The organism is Paraburkholderia bryophila, from assembly GCF_003269035.1.
In the GTDB taxonomy this organism is placed as follows: Bacteria; Pseudomonadota; Gammaproteobacteria; order Burkholderiales; family Burkholderiaceae; genus Paraburkholderia; species Paraburkholderia bryophila.
The window spans coordinates 105,890-127,726 of sequence record NZ_QLTK01000017.1; the positions used below are offsets into that span (position 1 = coordinate 105,890).

A 21,837-nucleotide genomic window follows, 5' to 3' on the forward strand; every position below is an offset into this window, starting at 1 on the left:
TTCGTACAAACTGTACTTACTGTGGAGCAGTACAGATGGCGGAAAGCGATAGTCACCGTGCGGCCTCGGCCACGCGTGTCGGCACGGTAATGGGCAGTCTGCGCGAACGCATTGCGAGCCGCTCGCTAATGCCGGGCGCGCGCGTGCCGTCGATCCGCGCCATGACGGAGACGCTCGGCGTGTCGAAGTCGACGGTGGTGGAGGCCTACGACCGGCTGGTCGCGGAAGGCGCGATCGTCGCGCGGCGCGGCTCGGGGTTTTTCGTGTCGGGTCACGCGCCGCCGCTCGTGCTCGCCGATCTCGGGCCGCGTCTCGATCGGGAGGTCGATCCGCTGTGGCTCACGCGTCAGTCGCTGCAAGCGGATTCGACAGTGCTGAAACCGGGTTGCGGCTGGATGCCGCCGTCGTGGTTGCCGGAAGACGGCGTGCGCCGTGCGTTGCGGGCCGTGGCGCGCGATCCGCAGGCGCCGCTGGCCGAATACGCCAGTCCGTATGGGCTGCCGGCGCTGCGTCAGCAACTGGCGTGGCGGTTCGGACAGCATGGCGTCGAGGCGCCGCCGGAACAGATCGTACTGACCGACAGCGGCACGCACTCGCTCGATCTGGTGTGCCGGTTCCTGCTCGAACCGGGCGACACCGTGCTGATCGACGACCCGTGCTACTTCAACTTTCAGGCGTTGTTGCGCGCGCATCGGGCGCGGATCGTCGGCGTGCCCTATACGCCGTCCGGGCCCGATCTGGCGGCGTTCGAGCGGGCGTTGATCGAGCATCGCCCGAGGCTCTACGTGACCAATTCCGCGATCCACAATCCGACCGGCGCGACGCTGGCGCCGGCCGTTGCGCACCGCTTGCTGAAACTGGCGGGCGAACACGATCTGCTGATCGTCGAGGACGACATCTTCGCCGATTTCGAAGATGAAGCCGCGCCGCGGCTTGCCGCGTTCGACGGGCTCGCGCGCGTGGTGTCGATCGGCAGTTATTCGAAAACGCTGTCGGCGGCGGCGCGCTGCGGCTACATCGCCGCGCGCCCCGAATGGGTGGAATCGTTGATCGATCTGAAACTGGCCACGTCGTTCGGCAATGGCCAGCTCAATGCGAGCGTCGTGCACAGGTTGCTGGTGGACGGCACTTACCGGCGTCATCTGGAATCGATGCGCGCGAAGCTCGCCGATGCGATGGGCGAAACGATCAGGCGGCTCGGTTACGCGGGCCTCGATATCTGGACCCGGCCACGCGCCGGCATGTTCGTGTGGGCGCGTCTGCCCGATGCGCTGGATGCGGCCGAGATCGCGCGTCATGCGCTGGAAGAGGGCGTGGTGTTCGCGCCGGGCAATGTGTTCAGTGCGTCGCAATCGTCGGCCGGGTTCCTGCGCTTTAACGTGTCGCAGTGCAATCGTCCGAAGGTCTACGAGGTATTGCAACGGGCCATGGAAGCAACGGCCGTTGCCAGGCAGCGGGCGCACGCCTGACTCGCGTGCGTGGGTGTGTGTGCGCGCGCCGCGCCGCTGCGCTGCGTTGTGTTCGCGTCGTTACATTGCTTGCCGTTCAGCAGGCTACTTGCATAGCAGAAGCAGACGCTCCTGATCCGTGCAGGTGGCCCGCGGTTTCTGCACGGCCTGGGCCGCCGCCGCGTTCATCGCCGCGCTCTTGTTGATGAGACACGCGCGCAAATGCTTCTCGACCGGCGAGTAGTATTTCCATCCGCGCACGAGGGTGGGCAGTTCGAGCTTCACCTGTTTCCATTTGGGATGCCCGTGCTCCTGCAGATTGTCGAAGTTGGCACACAGCGAATCGGCAAAGCGGTTCAGATTCACGACGGTGTCGCGCAACCCGTAATCGTAGGTGACGAGAAACGCCTTGACGGTCAGCGTCGGCGTGTCTTCCTTGATCCAGTTCGGGTAGCTCGTCGCGCGGATCGTCGCGGGGAAATAGGTCTGTTTGGCGCGCGCGGTTTCCGGCGCGGCGGGATCGGCCCGCAGCAGGCGAAGCTGGTTCAGCAACTCGGGATTCATGTCGTTGAACAGTTTCGCCGGCTGCCCGACCACGATGATCGCCACGTCCACTTTCTTGACGATCAGCGCGGCCAGCGCATCTTCGTTGCTCAGGTGCTGGATGTTCTGCTCGGGAATCGCCTGACCGAACATCAGGTGATAGAGCGTGGTGGCCGATTGCGCGGTGCCGCTGCCGAGCAGGCCGACGCTGATGGTTTTGTCCTTGATGTCGGCGAAGGTTTTCATTGGCGAATCGGCACGCACCACGACGTTAATCTCTTCGTCGTAAAGCGGCATGATGAGGCGCAGCGGCCGGATGGCAGTGCCGGCGTCGGCATTGCCCGCGTTGGCCATGTCGATGTACGCCTGATACACGTCGGATTGCACCAGCGCGAGCTTTACGCCGGACTCGAAGCGCATGCGTTGCACGTTCTCGGCCGAGCCTTTCGAGGCCATCACTTCGAGATCGATGCCGGCCGGCTGCGCGACCCATTTCGACAGATCCTGGCCGATCTGGATATACGTGCCGCGTTCCGGACCGGTGACGATCTTGTAGTGCGTCGGCTCCGCGCAAACCAGAGAAGATGCGACCAGCAGCGCCAGCCCCAGCCATCCCGCCAGAAGTCTCTTCAGCATGGTCTCTCTACCTATCGGTCAGGTTCGTTCCGCTTCCCGCGTCGGCGCGCGTGAAGCACCATTGAGCCGGTTTGCCATGGCATGCTCGCCGCATCGCGCGTTCGTGTCCGTCTGTTGCCGCTCAGAGCGGCACGATTCGGCGCCGGCGTGGCGTCGAATCGCGGCAGCGAGGTTAGCGGTGTCTTTGGCCGTGTCTTTCGGCATCCAGACGATCGGCTACTGAGCGGCTGTCGCAGCGTGCGAATTCAGCGGCGCCCAGCCGGTCTCGCGAATCACGCGCGCCAGGATGAGCTTCGCCGTGTCGTTACCGGTGTCGATAGTGAGCGCCTCATTGGCATGCTGGCGCGCGCACGGCCAGACCTGTTGGGCGACGCAGGTTTGCGCCGCCTGCAAGGCGGCGTCGCGGCGTGCGGTCAACGGGCGCAGCTCGGTGGCGAGATCCTGGGCGTCGGCGTTGCCCGGTTGCAGCGTTTGCGCTGCGCCGAGCGCGGCCTGAGCCATGGACAGATCGTTGGCGCGGAAGGCGAGGCGCGCCGCCTGCAAGGCCTGGGTGGCGTCGCGGAATTGCGGCGCCGGTTTGACCGGCGTTGCGGCGGGTGGCTGTGCCACCGGCGCGGTGGGAAAGAGCTGAGTGGATCGGGCGGTGGCGCCCGGCGCGGCGGGCGTGTTCGCAGCGCCCGGTTGGGCCGGTTGGACCTGCTGCGGTTTATAAAGGGCGATCGTGCCGGTGGTGGTTCTGGCGTCCTGCGTCGCGTCGGTGCTTTGATCGTTGCCGCCGTTTTGCGAATCGCGATTGTCGCCGAATAGTGCGTACGCGCCAGCCACCAGGCCTATGACGACAAGCACGCCAACGATCAGCAGCGTGGTTCTGCGATTGGGCATCGCGGTGCTGCGCTTCGACTCGGGCAAATCGGTCAGCGACGGTGCCGGCGGATGCGTCGCCACGATTGCCGGCGTGTGCATCCCGGCTTCGCCGGTCAATGATTCGCCGGCGCCCGATGTGTGCGCGGCGACATCCGTTTCAGCCGACGCGGCCGGATCGAAACCGTTTTTCTGCACCGCCTTATTCATTGCGCTCGCGCGGCTGCCGGGAATCACGGCGCGCTTGTGCGGACCGCCTTCGAGCGGATGCACCGCGCCGCAATACGGGCAATAGTCGACTTGCCGGTACAGTGCGCCCCCGCAGCGTTTGCACGGTGTTGGAAAACTGTGGCCGGTGATAGTCTGGGTGGCCATGCTGAGGACCCACCTGAGAAAAACGGTGCCGTTACGGCATGCTCCGGATCGTATTGAAGCGGCAGCCAGATCCGCGGAAATCACGATCCACATGCGCCGGAAAGTCTCGGGCCGCAAACTCGCGCTTGCGCTGCCGCTGCTCGCAATATGTGGCGTTTTAAATGGCACGTCAATCGACGTTCGCACCTATCCTGTGTGCGCTAGCGAACATTTGTAGGTACGACGAAATACCGTGCATGCTGGCAGGACGAACGGGCGCGTGGTTTTTTCATTTCAGTCGCGCTGAAAATCAATGCTTGCGCAACGGATGATCCTTCAGCAGCCACGCCATCGCGAAGGCCAGCACGATCACGCATGCCGCCGACAGATACACCGTATGCAACGCACCGGCGAACGCCTGCAGATAATCTTCGCGTAATGCGGTGGGTAATTGATGGATCACGGCGGGCCCGAGTGCGTGCGGCAATTCGGTGTCGGGCGGCATCAGCTTTTCGAGGCGCGCGGCCAGACCGTTCGAGAACACCGCGCCGAATGCGGCGACCCCGATCGAGCCGCCGATCGAGCGGAACAAGGTTGCGCCGGAGGTGGCCACACCCATGTGTTTGAACTCGACCGTGTTCTGCACGGCGAGAATCAGCACCTGCATCACCATGCCGAGACCGCAGCCGAGAATGCCCATGTCGATATACATCACACGAATCGGCGTGTCGATCTGCAGACGGGCGAGCAGCAGCATCGCGATCGCCGCGAGCAGGGTACCCATGATCGGGAAGATGCGGTACTTGCCGATTTTGCTGATGATGCGGCCGGTCACCATCGACATCACGAACAGGCCGCCCATCATCGGCAGCATCTGCATGCCGGCTTGCGTCGGCGTCGAGCTTTTGACCACCTGCAGATAGAGCGGCAGAAAGGTCACCGAACCGAACAGCGAGACGCCGATGACAAAGCCGATCAGGCTACTCAGTAAAAACGTACGTTGTTTGAAAAGTTCGAGCGGCATGATCGGTTCGACCGCGCTGCGTTCTTCGTGAATGAAGCCCCAGATCGACACCAGTCCGATACCCAGCGTGAACCACAATTGCGGCGACGACCACGGCAGAATCGTGCCGCCCTGGCTCGTAAACAAAATGATGCAGGTGAGCGCGCCGGCGAGAAACGCGGCGCCCATGTAGTCGATCGTGTGCTTCACGTGGCGCACATGCGGCTTGAAAACCGTGCCGATCACGGCAAGTGAGATGATGCCGAGCGGCAGGTTGATGTAAAAAATCCAGCGCCACGACAGATGTTCGACGAGAAAGCCGCCGAGCAGCGGCCCGATCACGGTCGCGAGGCCGAACACGCCGCCGAATACGCCCTGAAAGCGGCCGCGTTCGGCTGGCGGAATCACGTCGCCGATCGCGGCCATGGTGACGACCAGCAGACCGCCGCCGCCGAGTCCCTGCAGCGCGCGCAGCACGATCAACTGGGTCATGTTCTGTGCGACGCCGCACAATGCGGAGCCGGCCAGGAACACGACGATCGCCGTCTGCAGCACGATCTTGCGGCCGAACAGATCGCCGAATTTGCCGTACAACGGCACGACGATGGTCGAACTGAGCAGGTAGGCGGTCACTACCCACGACAGATTGTTGAGCCCGCCGAGTTCGCCGACGATGGTTGGCAGCGCGGTCGAGACGATCGTCTGATCGAGCGCCGCGAGCAACATGACCAGCAGCAACGCGGGAAACAGCAGGCGGATCGGCGGATGATCGGCCGCTTGCGGACCCGCGGGGGCCGGGCTGGGCGGCCGGTCTGCGGACTGAAGGGTAGCAGGTTGTTCCATGGGGATGTATTGAAATTAATTAATTCAGAGATTAATATAGGAGACATCATAGCAGCCGTCAAATTGAATGCAATGGCAAGGATTCCGTCAGTTCCGTCAGATGAGCAGGAAGCGAAGGGCGCGCCGCGGCCCGCGCGTCGTCCGGGCCGTCCGTCTGGTGCCGCGCGCGGCCCGGAGCAGCGCAGCCGCCTGCTCGATGCCGCGCTCGCGCTGTTCGCGCGACAGGGCATCGTCGACACCACGCTCGGGGAAATTGCCCGCGAGGCGGGTTTCACGCCGGCCATGATGCATTACTACTTCAAGACCCGCGACCAACTGCTCGACGTGCTTATCGACGAACGTTTCGCGCCGTTGCGCGCGGGGCTCGGCGTGCCGTTTCAGGAGAATCCCGACGACCCGGTCGCCGCCATCACGCAACTCGCGCGGCGGATGGTGCAGGTGGCGAGCGATCATCCGTGGTTCCCGTCGCTGTGGGTGCGAGAAGTGATCAGCGACGGCGGCCTGCTGCGTCAGCGCATGCAGGAGCGGTTCGGCAACACGTATCAGAAAGCGTCGCTGGCGGCGATTGCGCGCTGGCAGGCGGAGGGGCGTCTGAACCCGGGGCTGGAGCCCGCGCTCGTGTTCGTCACGTTGTTGGGACTCACAATTCTGCCGCTGGCCGCATCGAAGATGTGGCGCAACGATCCTTTGCGCAGCAACATCGGCGGCGAGGAAATTGCGCGGCATGCGGTCGCGCTGCTGGTGCGGGGAATCGGGCCGCAGAAAGCGGAGTGAGTTCCTCGCTGTCCGCCTCCGTCGCGGCACGCTACGTGCTACCTGTCGTGTGGAAGTGAACGCCGTCGCGCACCGATCAGCGCAGGGGGCGTCGCGGAAGAACAGGAATGGCGGAACGGACGCCGCATCTGAAACGCCGTGCCGGTGGAGCGGGCACGCGTTCTCGCGGCGGACCGGAAGGGTCGGCATCGGTCTGCGCGAAGCGCGGCGCCGCGGGCCGGTTTTTCATTGGCGTGCAATTTTGGCGCGTTACTGTGCGCGCGGGTTGGGCAGTCGGCATGTTTCAATCGTCGACCGGCCTGAAACTCGACGCGCGAAATCGAGTCGGAACCATGAACAGCGACATCGCAGCCGCGAGAATCGGCGGCACGCAGCAGAACGATACATTGGCCACTTCAGACGGTCTAACCGGTTTTTTAGAGCAACAACAGAAAATGAACGGAGCATTGAGACTCGATCAGGCCACGATCGTGCTCGTCGAAGACGACCCGGATAGCCGGGAGTCGTTGACCCTGTTACTCGAAGCGGAAGGCGCGCAGGTCTGCGCCGTGGCGGATGCGGAAGAGGGCGTCGAAGCGGCTTTGCGGCTGTTGCCCGACGCCGTGGTCTGCGACCTCGATTTACCGGCCATGGACGGTTTCTACCTGATCCAGCGGCTGCGCGACCACGAGATTCGCGGCGATCACGCGCCTTCGGTGGCGGTGGCGCTCACGGGTCACACCGACGAAGCCTACCGCTTGCGTAGCATCGGCGAGGGCTTCCAGCATTTCATGACCAAACCCGCTTTACCTGAAGACCTCGTGACGTTGCTGCACGACGCGATCGACGCGCGCGCGGCGGGCTAAGCGGGTTCGTGGCGGGTTGATCGACGGTTGGCATTTCGGCGCCGTCTCGGCGCCTCCAGTCCGTGACGGTCGCGAAGTCCGTGCGGATCGGGAAGGACGTGCTATTTAGCGGCAACGGCCGCCGCTGAACCCGCCGCAGTTTCCGCTTCCGCCGCCTGGCATGCGGAACACAATCCCTTCAGTTCGATTTCATCGCTGGCGAGGCGGTAGCCCGCGTCTTCGATCTGCGCGACGAGCGCCTGACGCAGTTTGGGCTGATGCAGTTCGGTCACGTTGCCGCACTGCTGGCAGACCACCAGAATGCCGTGCTGGCACTGCGTCAGATCGTGGCACACCGTGAAGGCGTTGATCGATTCGATCCGATGCACGAGTCCGGCGGTCAGCAGGAAATCCAGCGCCCGGTACACCGTGGGCGGTGCGGAGCCCGGATGGATCTGGCGCATTTCGTCGAGCAACGAATAGGCCTTGGTGGCGCGGCCTGAATTCAACAGCAATTCAAGCACCTTGCGGCGAATCGGCGTGAGTTTTTCGCCGCGTTCGCGGCAGTATTCGTCGGCGAGCGTCAGCGCGGCTTCCTGCGAAACGCCGTGCGTGTGTCCCGGCTCATGGGCATGCGCAGTAGCGGCGGAGGTGGCTTTGGCGGCGAGCGCGGCGGGCTTGGCGGTCTTCATACGTCGATTATAAAGGTCAGCGCGCCGCGCTGTGCTGGGTGCTCGCGACGCCGTGCAGCTCAGGTCAGCGGAAAGTCGATGTACTTCTTGAACCCCGTACGCGTCGCGAGACGCGAATACCAGCGCTCCAGATTCGGCAGTGGCGGGCGCTCCACGCCATCCAGCCCGAACCAGCGTTTCGCGTATGCGCCGATCACGATATCGGCCAGCGTGAACTTCTCGCCTTCGAGGAAAAAGCGCGCTTGCAGATGGCTGTCCAGCATGCGCCACAGCGCGGTGACCGCGGCGAAGTCCGTGGCGAGTTTGGCGGTGTCGCGTTCGGCCGCCGGCGTGCGCACGAGCGCCCAGAACACCGGACGCTCGGCGGGTTGCAGCGTGGACAGCGACCAGTCCAGCCAGCGGTCGACGCTCGCGCGCACTCTCGGCTCGGCCGGATACAGCAGGCTCGCCTCGCCGTATTGCAGCACCAGATAACGCAGGATCGCGTTCGATTCCCACAGCACGAAGTCGTCGTCGACCAGCGTCGGAATCTTGCCGGTCGGGTTCATCGCGAGATAGTCGGGTTCGTTGTTGCGGCCAAATTGCAGACCCGCGTCGATGCGCTCGTACGGCAGCACCAGCTCATCGCAGCACCACAACACCTTCTGGACGTTAACCGAGTTGGTGCGTCCCCAGATCGTAATCATCCGGTCAATCCTTTTCTTGGCAAGTTGGCAAAGTTGGCAAGCCGCGCCGGCTGCGCGGCGTTCAGCCGGTAACGATACACGATGCGCGCGCCTTTGCGGGGCGCGGGCGAAGCCGTTCGGCAATTCCCACGCGTTGCGTACAATGGCCGCTCCCGAATACGACGAGGCACCGGATGGCCCGCATTGTCCCCGACGACTGGAAGAGCCTCGCCGCCACCGGCGCGGCGGCCCGCGAACGCGAAACGCTGGCGCTGCTGGAAACGGCGCTCCCGGACGACTACACCGTCTATCACGGCGTGCACTGGACGCGGCTGAACCAGCACTTCTCGGTGTTCGGCGAGGCCGACTTCGTCGTCGTCAGCCCGGCTGGCCGCGTGATGATCGTCGAACAGAAAACGGGGTTTCTGCGCGAGACCGCGAAGGGGCTCGTCAAGGTGCATCTGCAGACCGAGCGCAATGTGGCGATCGCGCTCGCCCACACCGTCGAAGGATTGCACCGGCGTCTGACGGCGGCGTTCGGCGCGGGCACCTATTTCGTCGAGGAACTGCTGTACTGCCCGGATCATGTCGTCAAGGATGCGTCCATTGCCGGCGTGAATCCCGCGCGTATCGTCGACGCGACGCGCAAGGACCGACTCGCGGCCGTGATTCGCGAGGCCTTGCCGGCCGACGAAGCGCGCCTCGCCTGCGCCCCGAAGATCCATCATTTTCTCGCCGACGAACTCGCGCTCACGCCCGACGCGAGCGCGCTGGTCGGCCAGGCGGGCACGCTCGTCACGCGCCTCGCGGGCGGTCTTGCCACCTGGGCGCGGCGGCTCGAATTCACGCCGTTCCGCCTGCGCGTGATCGGCACGGCCGGTTCCGGCAAGACGCAACTCGCGGTGCAGGTCATGAAAGACGCGGTGGCCCGTGGCCAGCGGCCCTTGTATGTGTGCTTCAACCGGCCGCTGGCGGATCACATCGTGCGGGTCGCGCCGCCCGAGGCGAAGGTGGCGAACTATCACCAGTTGTGCGACTGGATTGCACGCGACGCGGGTCGCGAGCCGGACTTCCAGGCCGGCGACGTGTTCAATCAGCTCGAAACGATTTTCGCCGCCACGCCGATCGACGCACGCTGGCAATTCGACGTGCTGATCGTCGACGAAGGCCAGGACTTCCAGCAGCCGTGGGTGGCCGCGCTCGAACGCCTGCTGCGTCCCGGCGCCGCGTGGTGGTGGCTGGAAGATCCGCTGCAGAATCTCTACATGCGCGAACCGGTGGCGCTGCCCGGTTGGACCACGCTGAAGGAAACCACCAACTACCGCAGCCCGCGCGACATTCTCGACTACGTGCGCGAGGTGGTGGGCGGCTCGGTGCCGGTCGCGGCGGCGCTCGCGTCGGGCAGTCCGTTCGACGGCTCCGATATTTCGCTATCGGTCTACGACGAAGCAAACGCCGCCGAAGCCAGTATCGACGCCACCAAACGCGCGATCACGCAGGCGTTGTCGCTCGGCTTTCGCAAGCAGGACATCGTGGTGCTGTCGTTTCGTGGCCGCGAAGGGTCGGCGATGACCTTGCTGGATCAGCTCGGCCCGCACCGGCTGCGCAGTTTCACCAGCAAATACGATCTGTTCGGCAACCCGGAGTACCGCGAAGGCGACGTGCTGTTCGAGTCGATCTATCGCTTCAAGGGGCAGGCGGCGCCTTGCGTGATTTTCACCGAGGTCGACTTCGATACATTCGACGAGCGGATCGCGCGCAAGCTGTTCGTCGGCGCCACACGCGCCACGATGAAGCTGATCGTGGTCGCCTCGCAGCGGGCCGCGCGGCATCTGCAGTTGCGCGACGCCAGGGAAGCGAGAGACGAAGCGAGAGACGCGAAAGACAGCTAGCTCAGTGCCACGCGCGCGCACCGACCAGCCTGCCGGTTTGCGTCTGCGCGTCCCACCAGATCACCCGCAGCAACGGCGCTTGTTGTGCGATCAACAATGCCTGCACCGGGTCGCTCTCGACAAAATGCGTGACGCCGCCGCGCAAGGCGGCGGCCGCCTTATGCGCGGCGGCGCCGGCGGGGCTTTCGTCGTGCGTGCCGGGCGTGCGCATGACCAGTTGCAGATGCCCGAAACCGTGCCGCTTCAACCACACCTCGGTGCGCGCGCGGTCCAGTTCCGGCCGGCCGGTGATGATCGTGCGAACGCGTTGCAGATCGATGTTCGGCAGCTCGTCGAACGGCAGCAGCGCGTCGCGTTCCGCAAGCGCGGCGGCCAGGTCTTCATCGTAGCGGGCGAGCGGGACGTCGGGCAGCAGAATGCCGTCGAGGTCGATCGCGTACGTCGCGTATTCGTGGTCTTGCGCCATCGCAGGCGCGGCGCCGGCTTCGACGCGCGCCCAGTCGTCGCGATAACGCTCGGTGTACGCCTGGCGTTCCCACGGAAACAGCGCGAAGTAGCCGCGCGCGTCGATCGCGTAGTCGGGTCGCGCGCGGCTCAGATCGTCCACCGCGCCGGTCAGGGTCCTGACGTCGAGGCCATGTTGCTGCAGAAACGCGATGCAGTCCGTCAGCGTGAAACCGCGTCCCGCGATGTCCTCGCATAACAGCACGCGCGCACCCGCGGACGGGATCGGCAGCGTCGAATCCCATGCCACCGTGCGCGACTGCCGGTCATAGCGTAAAAACGCCACCGGCGTGCCGATCGCATGCGAGACCATCAATGCAAGCGGCGCGCCGCCGCGCAGAATGCCGATCGCGAGCGTGAAACGCTCCGCCAGCAAGGCGGGTTGCAACGACTCGATCCAGTGATCGAGCTGTTCGTACGTCAAGGGCAAAACCGGCTTGTTCATGACTCTTCTGGGGGCGCTGTCGAGCGCATGTGGGACGAGCGTCTCCGAGGCGAAGCGGCATCCGGCGTCGAGCGCGGCGGCGGGGCCTCGTTTTTGAGACAGAGAATTTTGGCGATATTATGCATGCGGTTCAAAGATCGCGCGTCGGGGTGACGCGCGTCGCCGGTGGGGCATGTCGCGAGGGTGCGGCCACACCGGGCAGAAGGGCGGCCGGTTGCCGACTGCCGCTCGCAAGAAAACAGATAACGGAATAGAAAAACAGATGACCAAGGCGATCGCAACGGCGCAGGGTAGAACCGCCGTCCACGGAAACAGACATTGCGTCGCACGCATTGGCGCGTGCTGGGCAGCCGGCTTGATGTTCGCGCTGAACGCGGCAGGTGTGCACGCGCAACCGGCGTCCGCGCCATCCGCGCCGCCGGTGCCTTTAGCGCTCGACGTGACGGGCAAGATCGGCAAGACTACCGATGCCGCGCACCGCGTGTATCACTTCACGGAGGCGCAACTGCTCGCGTTGCCGGTCCACTCGATCACCACCGCCACCACATGGACGCCGCGCTCCACCTTCACAGGACCGTTGCTGGCGGATATTCTGAAGACGGTCGGCGCGAGCGGCAGCGAAGTCGAAATCCATACGCTCGACGACTACACCTACAGCGTGCCGGTGTCCGACTGCGATCGCTACGGCGTGGTCGTTGCATACAGCATGAACGGCCGGCGCCTGAAGATCAGCGACTTCGGGCCGCTGTTTCTCATCTATCCGCGCGATGCGTTTCCCGATGAACTCACGGGCGCCTCGGGCGATTCGAAATTCGTATGGCAGATCAAGGCACTCATCGTCAAATAGTGCGCCGTCCGTGGCGCCGTGTTCTTTACGTGCTGATCTGGTTGACCGCGCTCGCGGCGCCGGCCGGCGCGATCGGCTATCTGCTGTACGCGAACCTGCTGAACCCGCGGACCACCGAGCAATTGACCGGCACGTACGACGGTTTCTACTGGGACGCCGCGCAACTGCAAATCGCCTACGCGCGTTTCGAGAATCAGTTGCTGCTGTATCAATCGGGTGTCGACGACGACTATCAGCGGCTGGTGCTGCGTTATCAGTTGCTGCAATCGAAGCTGCACGTCATGGCCGGCTCGACGCGCAGGCTGACCACGCAACTGACGCTGCTGCAACGCCAGCTCGACGAAATCAGATCGCTCGATCATGTGCTCGCCGACTTCCAGCCCGAAGTCGAGGCGCTGCAGACGGACCGCGCCCAGGCCAATCAGATCGTCGCCGAATTGCGCGAGCATTGGAACGAGGTCAACGATCTCGCACTGAGCCGCCGCTTCGCCGACGTCGCCGATCGCGAAGCCATGAACCGCGACTTCATCGACAAACGCCGCATGCTGTTCGCGGGCGGGCTGTTGCTGCTGTTGCTGTCGGCGGCGGCAACGTTGTTACTGGTGCTCAACGGCCGGCGCCGCACGCGTCTGATGCTTCAGCAGCACGCGGCGCTCGAGGCGGAACACCAGGCGAGCCGCGCGGCGCGCGAGGCGAGTCTCGCCAAGGACGCGTTCCTCGGCATGATCAGCCACGAACTGCGCACGCCGTTGCATGCGATCGTTTCCTCGATCGAACTGCTGGGTTTCAACTATCACTCCGAGGCCGATCGTAAGGTAATCCAGCGGCTCGAAACCGCGGGACGGCATCTCGAAGCGCAAATGAAAGACCTCACCGACTACGCGCGCCTGGGCGCCGGCAAGCTCGAATTGCGGCACGAGCATTTCGAGCCGCGCGACCTGCTGGCGTCGATTATCGACGAGCATGCGATGGCGGCCGAGGCGCGCGGCCTGCGGCTCGAAAGCGAGGTGAGCGGCATGAGCGGTCTGGTCGATTCCGATCCGCATCGTATCCGCCAGATCGTCAACAACCTGGTCACCAACGCGATCCGCTATACCGAGAGCGGCACGGTGCGGGTGCAATTGAAGCGGCGGCCGGCGGTGCTGATCTTCGTCGTCAGCGATACCGGGCCGGGTGTGCCGCATGCGCAGATTCCGCTGATCTTCCAGGAGTTCACGCAACTGGACGGCTCGCGCACACGCCGCTTCGAAGGGGCGGGCATGGGGCTGACCATCGTGCAGGGGCTGGTGAAACTGTTTGGCGGCACCGTCGACGTGGCGAGTACGGTCGGCGAGGGCACCACCTTCACCGTGACGATTCCGGTCGCGCCGGTGGCCGCGGCCGAGCCGCCCGGCGCGCCGGCGCAGACCGGGCCGGGCGGCGCGCGACCCTGCGTGCTGATCGTCGACGACAACCGGCTGATTCGCGAGTCGCTCAGCGAAATGGTCGCGCATATGGAGTTCGACGCGCACGCGGTCGGCAACGCCGACGCCGCGCTCGCCTGGCTCGACGCACGCCGCTGCGACGTGGTGCTGCTCGATCTGCATATGCCGGAGCGCGACGGCTACACGTTTCTGGCGGACTTTGCCGGGAGGAGTGGACCGTCGTCGGGGGTGCCGGTGATCGTGGTCAGCGCGTATGCGCCGGAGCCGGGAGAAACAGGAAAAGCAGGAGAAGACGCAGAGGGAAAATCCGGCGCGCAGCCGTTCTTCGAAGCGTTATTAAAGCCGGTACATTACGAAGAGTTGCGCAACGCGTTGCAGCGGGCCCTGGCGTCGCGGCATCCGGTGTGAAGCGGCGCTGCCGGCGCGCGTAGTTCAGATTGCAGGTGGACTCAACCTGAGTACGCACCTTCGGCCGACTGGCGGCGTGTTCGACGCTACGGGCGGTTACGGCCGATTAAGCCGCTTGGACAGGTCGGCGACCAGGATCGCCATGCGCGCGGGCTTTTCGTAGCACGCAACGTCGTAATTGCGGATCACCTGGCTGATCTCCGACTCGCTGGCCTTGCCGGTCAGCAACTCGCCGGTCAGCACGAAGATCGGCGCGTCCGGATTTTCCGACGCGCGTATCGCGCGAATCGCCGCCGCCGAAGTCTGCGAGCCGAACAGCCAGTCGATCACCACGCCGTCGAACACCTGTGTTTGCAGTTGTTCGTTGAACGCCGCGAGTCCGTAGATCGCGACCGCCGTGAAGCCGCTGCGCTCCAGATAGTCGCGCAGGTTGTCGGCGCTGGCCTGATCGTCGTCGACCACCGCGATGGCCGGTTTGTCGGTTTCGGCGCGGCGTGGGTAGATCTCGATCTTGTGGACTTCGTACGCGCTTTGATACAGCGTGCCGTCGTGTCGTGCCACGCGCCATTGGCCCAGGCGCGAGTAGGCGACGAATTCCGGGCGGCTACCCGCTTCGAGCGCGGCGCCCACCCAGGCGGTGCACGCCAGTTCGATCGCGCCGATGCTGAAGATGGCTTCCTGGGCGATCGCGCCGACCATGCCCGGATCGAGCGATTGCGCGCCGAACAGTTGCGCAGCCGGTTCGCCGTACACCTCGGCGACTTTCTTGATCTGCGACAAGGTCCAGGGACTGTTGCCGCGTAGCTTGCGGTGCCCCTGGGAAAAACTCAGATCGAGAATCCGGCACAGCTCCGTGGTTTGCTGGCGCTTGCCGATTCCGTGACGGCTCATCAACTCGCGCACGCGCTCGGCGACTGCGATGGAGTCAGGTGAGTGTGTTTCGTTGGCCATACTGCGTGAGAATCCCCGTCTTGAAGGGTGCTGTGGAGTGCGGCCCGAGAGGCGCCCGGTGGCCGTGCACATTCAGCGTGCATGGACCCGTTCGCCCGAGGGACAGCAAATGTACCGCAAAAAGTTTCGCGGTCTGTGTTTTTGTGTGGCCGCTGGAAAGTCCGTCTGCGTGCGAATCGAAACGGATCGGTACAACGGCTGTTTTATGCAATATGAATCAAGTTCATTTTACCGATTAAACCGTTCCGCGGTCTTGGAGAAATAACTCGGATACCTTTTTGGGCGTGGCATTGGCGTGATCTGCATGGGGTATACGGCGCGAAATGGCGCGCGGCAAGGTCTGACTCGCGGGGCACGGTACGCACGCCACCTCTCGCCAATTTATGCCAACTTGCGCCGCACGGACAGCGTCCCACCGGTTTATGTCGCCGGCATCTTCTCGAGCTTGGCCGCCGAGCTTTTCAGGCCTTTGAAGATTCGCTCGGCAACCTTGGCGGGAAAGCGTTCGGGCAACTCGGCCGAGACCCGCTCGATCACCTCCGGCGTCTGTGCGATCAGGCGCTGGATCAGCGGCTCGGCGTCCGCGCCGTACGAGCATTTCAGCGCCATGGTGTTGAAGTGGCGCCGCTGCACGTCGCGAAACGAGTCGTGTTTGTTGCGCGACCACATGGCCATGGCGAGCCGGGCCTTGTACCACGACCACTGGTTCGGGCCGTTGCCTTCCACCGGCCAGATCGACATCACGTCGTAAAGCGGCGTGAGCCGGTACTGGCCGCCTGCCAGCAGGCGAATGCTGAAGTTCTTGGCGTGGCCGTCCGGCGCGGCCAGCATCCAGAACAGAATCTGGCTGGCCAGCAGCGTTTCGATGTCCTGCGAAGGCGTGACCGATTGCTGCAGAATGCGCGCGAGGTCGAGTACACCCGGGCCGCCGTCGTTTTCGTACTTGCGATGCGACGGCAAGCCGTAGACCTGGCAAAAGTCCTCCTGCGGCAGGCGCAGCAGCCATTGCCCGCTCGAATGCGGCTGCCGGTCGAAGCGTTCGACGCTCAGTACCCGCTGCTTGCCGAAGGTCGTGATGTCCGCGTTGGCGACCGGCAGTCCGTAGGCGCGCAGAATTCGCAAACAGAGCCACTCGTTTTCCACCGACGTGCTGAGATCGGCAAGCTTGTTGCCGACCAATCCGAGCGGCAGCTTGAAAATATGCGTGGTGGGCGTGGCGCCGTGCGGCCGCTGCCATTTGCCGTCGTGCCAGAGCAGGGCGGTCTTCTCCTGCGCGCCGGCGAGCGAGATGCGGAAGTCGTCGGTTTCGTCGGCGGTGCCGGCTGAGGTATTGCTTACCGTGCGCGCCAGCATGGCCTCGATCTCGGCGTCCGACAACGGCGTGCCCTCGATCCGCTCGACGCCGCCGGGCGTGTCGTCTTCGGCGAGCAACTGCACGGCGCCCACGCAATCGCGGCCGATGGCTTGCAGCAGGTCGAAGGCGTCCAGCGTGTCGGTTCGATAGCGCTGGGCAATGCGCTTTCTGATCGCCTCGCTATCGGGCAACAGGTTGTCGAAATAGTTGAGGACGCGCGGGCCTCTGAGCGGCAGGTTGCCGGGCAGGAAGAGCAACGACAGCGACAACGGGCGGCCGGAGGGTGAGGCGACCCACGCCGGGTCGTACTCGAACTCCATCGCGCCGCGTGTCGGCAGGCGCCAGACGCCGATGCGCTCGCCATTGGCCCACACGGACAACGCGCGTGTATAGGTTCGACGGCCCATGCTCACCACTCGACCAGCGGCACCGGCTCGAACGCCGGTGGGGTTTTGTCGCTGAGTTGCAATTGCAGACCATAGACGCCGCAGAGCGCCAGCAATTGTTCGAGAGTGAGCGCGGCGGCGTCCGTTTCCAATGCCGAAAGGCGGCTCTGGCTAATGCCGACTCGCGCCGCCGCGTCGGCCTGCGTGAGGCCGGCTTGCCGACGGCTGGCGGCAAGCAGTTGGGCCATCTGGTCCGGTTTGGCGATGAAGTGGAGCATGGCAAATTATCCGTGAGACGAATAAATGTAGTTTATGCGTCTCACGAATATTTGGCAAATATGCGTGAGACGAATATTTGCCAAATATCTGTCTGGCGAATAAAAGCCAAATATTTGCGTGACGAATAATCGGCGCGTGTGGCCATTCCGCCATTCTGCTTTCCCGTTCCGGCGGTCGGCCGCTCGACCGGCGCGCGCCATGATCGGGCCCGTTTTCTGCTGATAGCGTGTCACCGACCTTTGCGATACGGATCTGACATGATGAATCGAACCCACGCCCCGCGAATCAACATCCTGCGACTCTACGCCCTCTGCGCCGCCGGACTCCTGGCCGTCGCGGCCGCCGCCCCGGCGAACGCTGCCAGCCGCGACGAACAGAGCAAGGCCTGTCGCGGCGACGCCATGCATTTCTGCGCCGCCGAGATTCCCAACGAAGACAAGATCACCGCCTGCATGAAGCAGCACGTCGACGAACTCAGCCCGGCCTGCCGCGCGATGTTCAAGGGCGGCAAGAAGAGCGGCGCGAAAGACAGCGCGCAGTGACGCAGTGATGTAGTGACGCCGCGGCGCTCCGGCGGCTAGTCTTTGCCGCTTGCACCCGCGCTCGCCCGCGATCCGTCCCCACCGCGCACCGGGGCATCGTAGAATCGTCGTTCCCGATTCCCGGAGCCGCCGCGTGTCCGCCCAGCCGAACCCGCCGCCACGTCAGCCGCGTTTTCGCCTGCCTCGCCGTGCCCGCACGCCCTGGCAGGCGCCGCGCGCGCGCACGCTGTTCACGCGACCCGCCGCGTCGCCGCAGCGCGTGCTGCTGCACCGTGTCTACCTCGTCGTCGGCCTGTGCGTACTGGCCTTCGCCGTGCTGTATCTCGATCGCGACGGCCTGCGCGACGCCAACCGCAAAGTGCTCGGCATCGTCGATCTGATGTACTTCACGATGGTCACCGTGGCGACCGTCGGCTATGGCGACATCGTGCCGGTCACCGCTCGCGCGCGGCTTATCGACGCGTTTTTTATCGTGCCGATCCGCATCGTCATCTGGTTCGTGTTTCTCGGCACCGCCTATCAGTTCGTCATTCAACGTGTCGTCGAGGAATTCCGTATGAAACGCCTGCAAAAACAACTCAACGACCACGTCGTGATCTGCGGCTATGGATTGAGCGGTTCGGTTGCGGTGCGCGAGTTGCTGGAAAGCGGGTTCGCCGCCGAATCGATCGTCGTGATCGATCCGCAGCAGGCGGCGCTCGAAGCGGCCACGGCGCTGGGCGTAGTGGGGCTGCTCGGCGATCCGTCGCGCGAGGATCTGTTGCAGCAGGCGCAGGTGCGGGTCGCCCGGGCGGTGGTCATTGCCGTCGCCGACGACGCCGTCGCGATCCTGCTCACGCTGACCGTGCGCAGCATTGCGCCGCAGACGAAGATCGTCGCGCGCATCCAGGAGCAGACCTATCAGCGTCAATTGCGCCAGGCCGGCGCGGACGTGATCGTGTCGTCGACCAAGATCGGCGGGCTGCTGCTGGCCGATGCGGTCGTCAGCAACTACATCGTGCCGTTCATCAACGACCTGCTGTCCACGCGCGGCCGCGTCAATCTGCTCGAACGCGAGGCGACCGCGCAGGAAGTCGGCCGCTGGAGCAACGCGCTGCCGGGCGCGGTGGTGGTCGGGCTGGTGCGCGCCGGCCGCGTGTTGTCGTTCTACGAAGACGCGGCTTGTCCGATCGAGGCCGGCGACCTGCTGATGGTGATCCAGTCGTCGCGTCATCCGGGCGAAGCGGCCGCCGCCGGCTAGCCGGCCGGAGCGATCGCGCGGCGCGCAGGTTTATGGCCGGGCACACTGACACGTTGCTGAACCCGCTGCACCGATCGACGGTTTTCCGTTGCGCTGAATCCCGATTCAAACTTTCGCAAGGATTGGAACCACCCGCTCATGACCCGCCCGACCACGCAGATTTTCGACGCCAGCGCCACCGCGCAACTCATCCCTTACGCCAGCCTCGTCGACGCCTTGAAGCGCGCGACTCTCGACTACGCGCAGCAGCGGGTCGCGAGCCCCGAACGGCTCGTCGTGCCGCTCAACGCAGGCGGCATCATGCTGTCGATGCCGGCCACCGCGCCCGATCTCGCGATTCATAAACTGGTCAACGTGTGCGCGAGCAACCGCGCGCGCGCGTTGCCGACGATCCACGGCCAGGTGATGGCCTTCGACGCCGATACCGGCGAAACGCTGTTCATTCTCGACGGCCCGACGGTGACCGGGCGTCGCACGGCGGCAATGTCGATGCTGGGCGTCGAGACACTCGCCGCGAACACGCCGCGCGAATTCCTGCTGATCGGCACCGGCACGCAGGCGCTCAACCATCTGGAGGCGATCGGCCAGCTTTATCCGGACGCGCGCGTCTGGGTGAAGGGCAGCGCACCGGCGCGCGCCGCCGCGTTTTGCGCCGCATATGGCGAGACGACGCGCGGCAACCTGCAGGGCAAGGTCCGCGAGTTGCAACCGTTGTTGGAACCCGACGCACCGATTCCCGCTTCGATCGACGTCGTGATCGCATTGACCACCAGCAAGCAGGCGGTCTACGACGAAGCGGCCCGCGCTGGACGGCTGGTGATCGGCGTCGGCGCCTTTACGCCGGCCATGGTCGAAATCGGCGCGCACACGCTGGCGGGCAGCGCACTCTACGTCGACGACCCGGCCGGCGCGAAGCACGAAGCCGGCGATTTCATCCAGGCCGGCGTGGATTGGGCGACGGTGCGCGGGATCGCATCGGTGGTGGACGAGTCGGCGCCCCGGCCGGCGGAAAAGGAAAAGCCGGTCGTTTTCAAAACGGTCGGCTGTGCGGCCTGGGATCTCGCGGCCTGCCGCGTGGCGCGCGAGGCGTTGTCCGGCGTTTAAAGCACCAACGCGCACCGCTGCAAAAATCCTGAAAACGCGAAAAAGGCCTGAAAAACAGGCCTTTAACGCGTGGGGTTGGCATATTGCGCCAAGCTGGGGCAGATGTTGCCGTGCAAACAATCTCAAAACGTTGCACCATAGGCGTTTGCCAGAAAAAAGTGCCGGTCCGCCGGTGCTCGCAGTTCGCCTCAGGCTTTTTTCTGCCCCTTGACCGACGCCTCATCCCTCTCGACGCTGCGACCGCGCTATGACGACCCACCACGCTACTGCCACTCCCGACTTGCCGCTCGACATGATCATCTTCGGCGGCACCGGCGACCTGTCGTTCCGCAAGCTGCTGCCCGCGCTCTACATGGCGCATCTGCACTGCAATCTGCCGCCGGAAACGCGCATCCTCACGATCGGCCGCAAGCCCTGGTCGCGCGAGGAGTACATCAACGAATTCATGGAGTTGAAGGCGAAGCCGTTCATCGAAAAGAAAGCGTTCGACGCCGCCGCCTGGGACAAATTCCTCGCCCTGTTCGAGTACGTGCGCATGGACGTGGACTCGGCCGACGACTATCAGCGCCTGAAGCAAACCTCGCGCGAAGGCGTGCGCCGCGTGTTCTATCTCGCCACCTCGCCCGATCTGTTCACGAACATCTGCGACAACCTGGCAACGGCCGGGCTGATCGACGACAATTCGCGCGTCGTGCTCGAAAAGCCGCTGGGCCACGACCTGGCGTCGGCGCAGGAAATCAACACGGCGGTCGGCAAGCATTTCAACGAAGCGCAGATTTACCGGATCGACCACTACCTCGGCAAGGAAACCGTGCAGAACCTGATGGTGCTGCGTTTCGGCAATCCGATTTTCGGGCCGCTGTGGCAGGCGCCGTACATCAAGAGCGTGCAGATCACGGTGGCGGAGACGGTCGGCGTGGGCACCCGCGCGGGCTTCTATGACAAGACCGGCGCGCTGCGCGACATGGTGCAGAACCACCTGCTGCAACTGCTGTGCATCGTCGCCATGGAACCGCCTGTCTCGCTCGATCCGGACGCGGTCCGCGACGAAAAACTCAAGGTGCTGCGCTCGCTGCGTCCCATGACCGCCGAGGATATCGCCCGCGACACGGTGCGCGGCCAATACACCGCGGGCGCGGTGGACGGCGAGGCGGTGAAGGGCTATCTCGAGGAAGAAAACGTGCCGGCTGGCAGCCGCGCCGAAACCTTCGTCGCGTTGCGCGCGCATATCAACAACTGGCGCTGGGCTCACGTGCCGTTCTTTCTGCGTACCGGCAAACGCATGCAGAAGAAGGTGTCGGAGATCGTCATCGAGTTTTCCGAGTTGCCGTTCTCGATCTTTCCGAGCGGCGGGCGTAACTACGGCAACAAACTCGTGATCCAGTTACAGCCGGAAGAATCGATCCAGTTGCAGGTGCTCGCGAAAGAGCCGGGCAGCGGCATGCACATGCTGCCGGTGAATCTGAATCTGGATTTGCAGCAGGCCTTCACCGAGCGCCGCGCGGAAGCGTATGAGCGTTTGCTGATCGACGTGATTCGCGGCCGCCTCACGCACTTCATGCGCCGCGACGAGCTGGAAGCCGCCTGGGCCTGGGCCGAGCCGATTCTGGAAGGTTGGGGCAAGTCGGGCGAGAAGCCGCGCTCGTATACGGCGGGCACGTTCGGACCGTCGGCTTCGACGGCGCTGATGGCGCGCGAAAATGGCGTGTGGGCGGAAGAGTCGCAGTAAGCGGTTTTCTGGTTTCACGCAGCACAGGGAAAAACGGCCCGCATGATGAATGCGGGCCGTTTTTTATTGCCTGAAACGAATGCTGTCGT

At 64.4% G+C, this 21,837-nt stretch carries 19 protein-coding genes; 10 read left to right on the forward strand and 9 right to left on the reverse strand.

Annotation, left to right across the window (positions count from 1 at the left end; genetic code table 11):
* The first annotated feature begins 35 nt into the window (after positions 1–35).
* Positions 36–1,469: an aminotransferase-like domain-containing protein gene (locus tag BX591_RS22845; RefSeq protein ID WP_111933578.1), complete on the forward strand. Its 1,434-nt coding sequence runs from the start codon at positions 36–38 to the stop codon at positions 1,467–1,469.
* 84 nt (positions 1,470–1,553) lie between these two features.
* Here the strand turns inward: BX591_RS22845 and BX591_RS22850 are convergent, their stop codons facing one another.
* The 3 genes from BX591_RS22850 to BX591_RS22860 form a co-directional block, all read right to left on the reverse strand.
* Complete coding sequence (locus BX591_RS22850) at positions 1,554–2,627, reverse strand: TAXI family TRAP transporter solute-binding subunit (protein ID WP_111933579.1); 1,074 nt, start codon at positions 2,625–2,627, stop codon at positions 1,554–1,556.
* A gap of 216 nt (positions 2,628–2,843) precedes the next feature.
* The gene (locus tag BX591_RS22855) at positions 2,844–3,863 is read right to left on the reverse strand and encodes a hypothetical protein (protein WP_111933580.1); all 1,020 of its coding nucleotides are present in this window, start codon (positions 3,861–3,863) and stop codon (positions 2,844–2,846) included.
* Between the two features lie 289 nt (positions 3,864–4,152).
* Entirely contained in the window at positions 4,153–5,688 is a 1,536-nt protein-coding gene (locus BX591_RS22860) for an MDR family MFS transporter (RefSeq protein ID WP_176343113.1), read from the reverse strand.
* A 72-nt stretch (positions 5,689–5,760) separates the two neighbouring features.
* On the opposite strand from BX591_RS22860, the gene BX591_RS22865 reads away from it, so the two are divergent.
* Together BX591_RS22865 and BX591_RS22870 are read left to right on the forward strand one after the other, a co-directional pair.
* Complete coding sequence (locus tag BX591_RS22865; protein ID WP_111933581.1) at positions 5,761–6,462, forward strand: TetR/AcrR family transcriptional regulator; 702 nt, start codon at positions 5,761–5,763, stop codon at positions 6,460–6,462.
* A gap of 332 nt (positions 6,463–6,794) precedes the next feature.
* Positions 6,795–7,307, forward strand: a complete 513-nt coding sequence (locus BX591_RS22870; protein ID WP_111933616.1) for a response regulator — start codon at positions 6,795–6,797, stop codon at positions 7,305–7,307.
* 101 nt (positions 7,308–7,408) lie between these two features.
* Here the strand turns inward: BX591_RS22870 and BX591_RS22875 are convergent, their stop codons facing one another.
* Together BX591_RS22875 and BX591_RS22880 are read right to left on the reverse strand one after the other, a co-directional pair.
* Positions 7,409–7,978: a Fur family transcriptional regulator gene (locus BX591_RS22875; protein ID WP_111933582.1), complete on the reverse strand. Its 570-nt coding sequence runs from the start codon at positions 7,976–7,978 to the stop codon at positions 7,409–7,411.
* A gap of 59 nt (positions 7,979–8,037) precedes the next feature.
* Positions 8,038–8,664, reverse strand: a complete 627-nt coding sequence (locus BX591_RS22880; RefSeq protein ID WP_111933583.1) for a glutathione S-transferase family protein — start codon at positions 8,662–8,664, stop codon at positions 8,038–8,040.
* 173 nt (positions 8,665–8,837) lie between these two features.
* Between BX591_RS22880 and BX591_RS22885 the strand changes: the two genes are divergently transcribed.
* On the forward strand, positions 8,838–10,535 hold the full coding sequence (locus tag BX591_RS22885; protein WP_111933584.1) for an ATP-binding domain-containing protein: 1,698 nt from the start codon (positions 8,838–8,840) through the stop codon (positions 10,533–10,535).
* A 1-nt stretch (position 10,536) separates the two neighbouring features.
* Here the strand turns inward: BX591_RS22885 and BX591_RS22890 are convergent, their stop codons facing one another.
* A complete protein-coding gene (locus tag BX591_RS22890; RefSeq protein ID WP_111933585.1) occupies positions 10,537–11,484 on the reverse strand; it encodes a phosphoribosyltransferase in 948 nt (315 codons plus the stop codon).
* A 262-nt stretch (positions 11,485–11,746) separates the two neighbouring features.
* On the opposite strand from BX591_RS22890, the gene BX591_RS22895 reads away from it, so the two are divergent.
* Positions 11,747–12,331, forward strand: coding sequence for a putative pterin-binding protein (locus BX591_RS22895; RefSeq protein ID WP_420849404.1), 585 nt, complete (start codon positions 11,747–11,749; stop codon positions 12,329–12,331).
* Complete coding sequence (locus BX591_RS22900; RefSeq protein WP_111933586.1) at positions 12,301–14,163, forward strand: ATP-binding response regulator; 1,863 nt, start codon at positions 12,301–12,303, stop codon at positions 14,161–14,163. The genes BX591_RS22895 and BX591_RS22900 overlap by 31 nt, the downstream gene beginning before the upstream one ends.
* 96 nt (positions 14,164–14,259) lie before the next feature.
* Here BX591_RS22900 and BX591_RS22905 read toward each other — a convergent pair whose 3' ends face one another.
* From BX591_RS22905 to BX591_RS22915, 3 genes are all read right to left on the reverse strand, one after another.
* Positions 14,260–15,114: a helix-turn-helix domain-containing protein gene (locus BX591_RS22905; protein ID WP_111933587.1), complete on the reverse strand. Its 855-nt coding sequence runs from the start codon at positions 15,112–15,114 to the stop codon at positions 14,260–14,262.
* Positions 15,115–15,534: 420 nt separating this feature from the next.
* Entirely contained in the window at positions 15,535–16,875 is a 1,341-nt protein-coding gene (locus BX591_RS22910; RefSeq protein ID WP_111933588.1) for a type II toxin-antitoxin system HipA family toxin, read from the reverse strand.
* Between the two features lie 2 nt (positions 16,876–16,877).
* Positions 16,878–17,132, reverse strand: coding sequence for a helix-turn-helix domain-containing protein (locus BX591_RS22915; protein WP_111933589.1), 255 nt, complete (start codon positions 17,130–17,132; stop codon positions 16,878–16,880).
* A 258-nt stretch (positions 17,133–17,390) separates the two neighbouring features.
* Here BX591_RS22915 and BX591_RS22920 point away from each other — a divergent pair, with 258 nt between their 5' ends.
* The 4 genes from BX591_RS22920 to zwf all read left to right on the forward strand — a co-directional run bounded on the left by BX591_RS22920 (position 17,391) and on the right by zwf (position 21,748).
* A complete protein-coding gene (locus BX591_RS22920) occupies positions 17,391–17,675 on the forward strand; it encodes a hypothetical protein (protein WP_420849405.1) in 285 nt (94 codons plus the stop codon).
* A gap of 133 nt (positions 17,676–17,808) precedes the next feature.
* Positions 17,809–18,915: a potassium channel family protein gene (locus BX591_RS22925; RefSeq protein ID WP_111933590.1), complete on the forward strand. Its 1,107-nt coding sequence runs from the start codon at positions 17,809–17,811 to the stop codon at positions 18,913–18,915.
* Between the two features lie 138 nt (positions 18,916–19,053).
* Entirely contained in the window at positions 19,054–20,019 is a 966-nt protein-coding gene (lhpI, locus tag BX591_RS22930; protein WP_111933591.1) for a bifunctional Delta(1)-pyrroline-2-carboxylate/Delta(1)-piperideine-2-carboxylate reductase, read from the forward strand.
* A 247-nt stretch (positions 20,020–20,266) separates the two neighbouring features.
* Positions 20,267–21,748, forward strand: a complete 1,482-nt coding sequence (gene zwf, locus BX591_RS22935; protein WP_111933592.1) for a glucose-6-phosphate dehydrogenase — start codon at positions 20,267–20,269, stop codon at positions 21,746–21,748.
* Positions 21,749–21,837 lie beyond the last annotated feature (89 nt).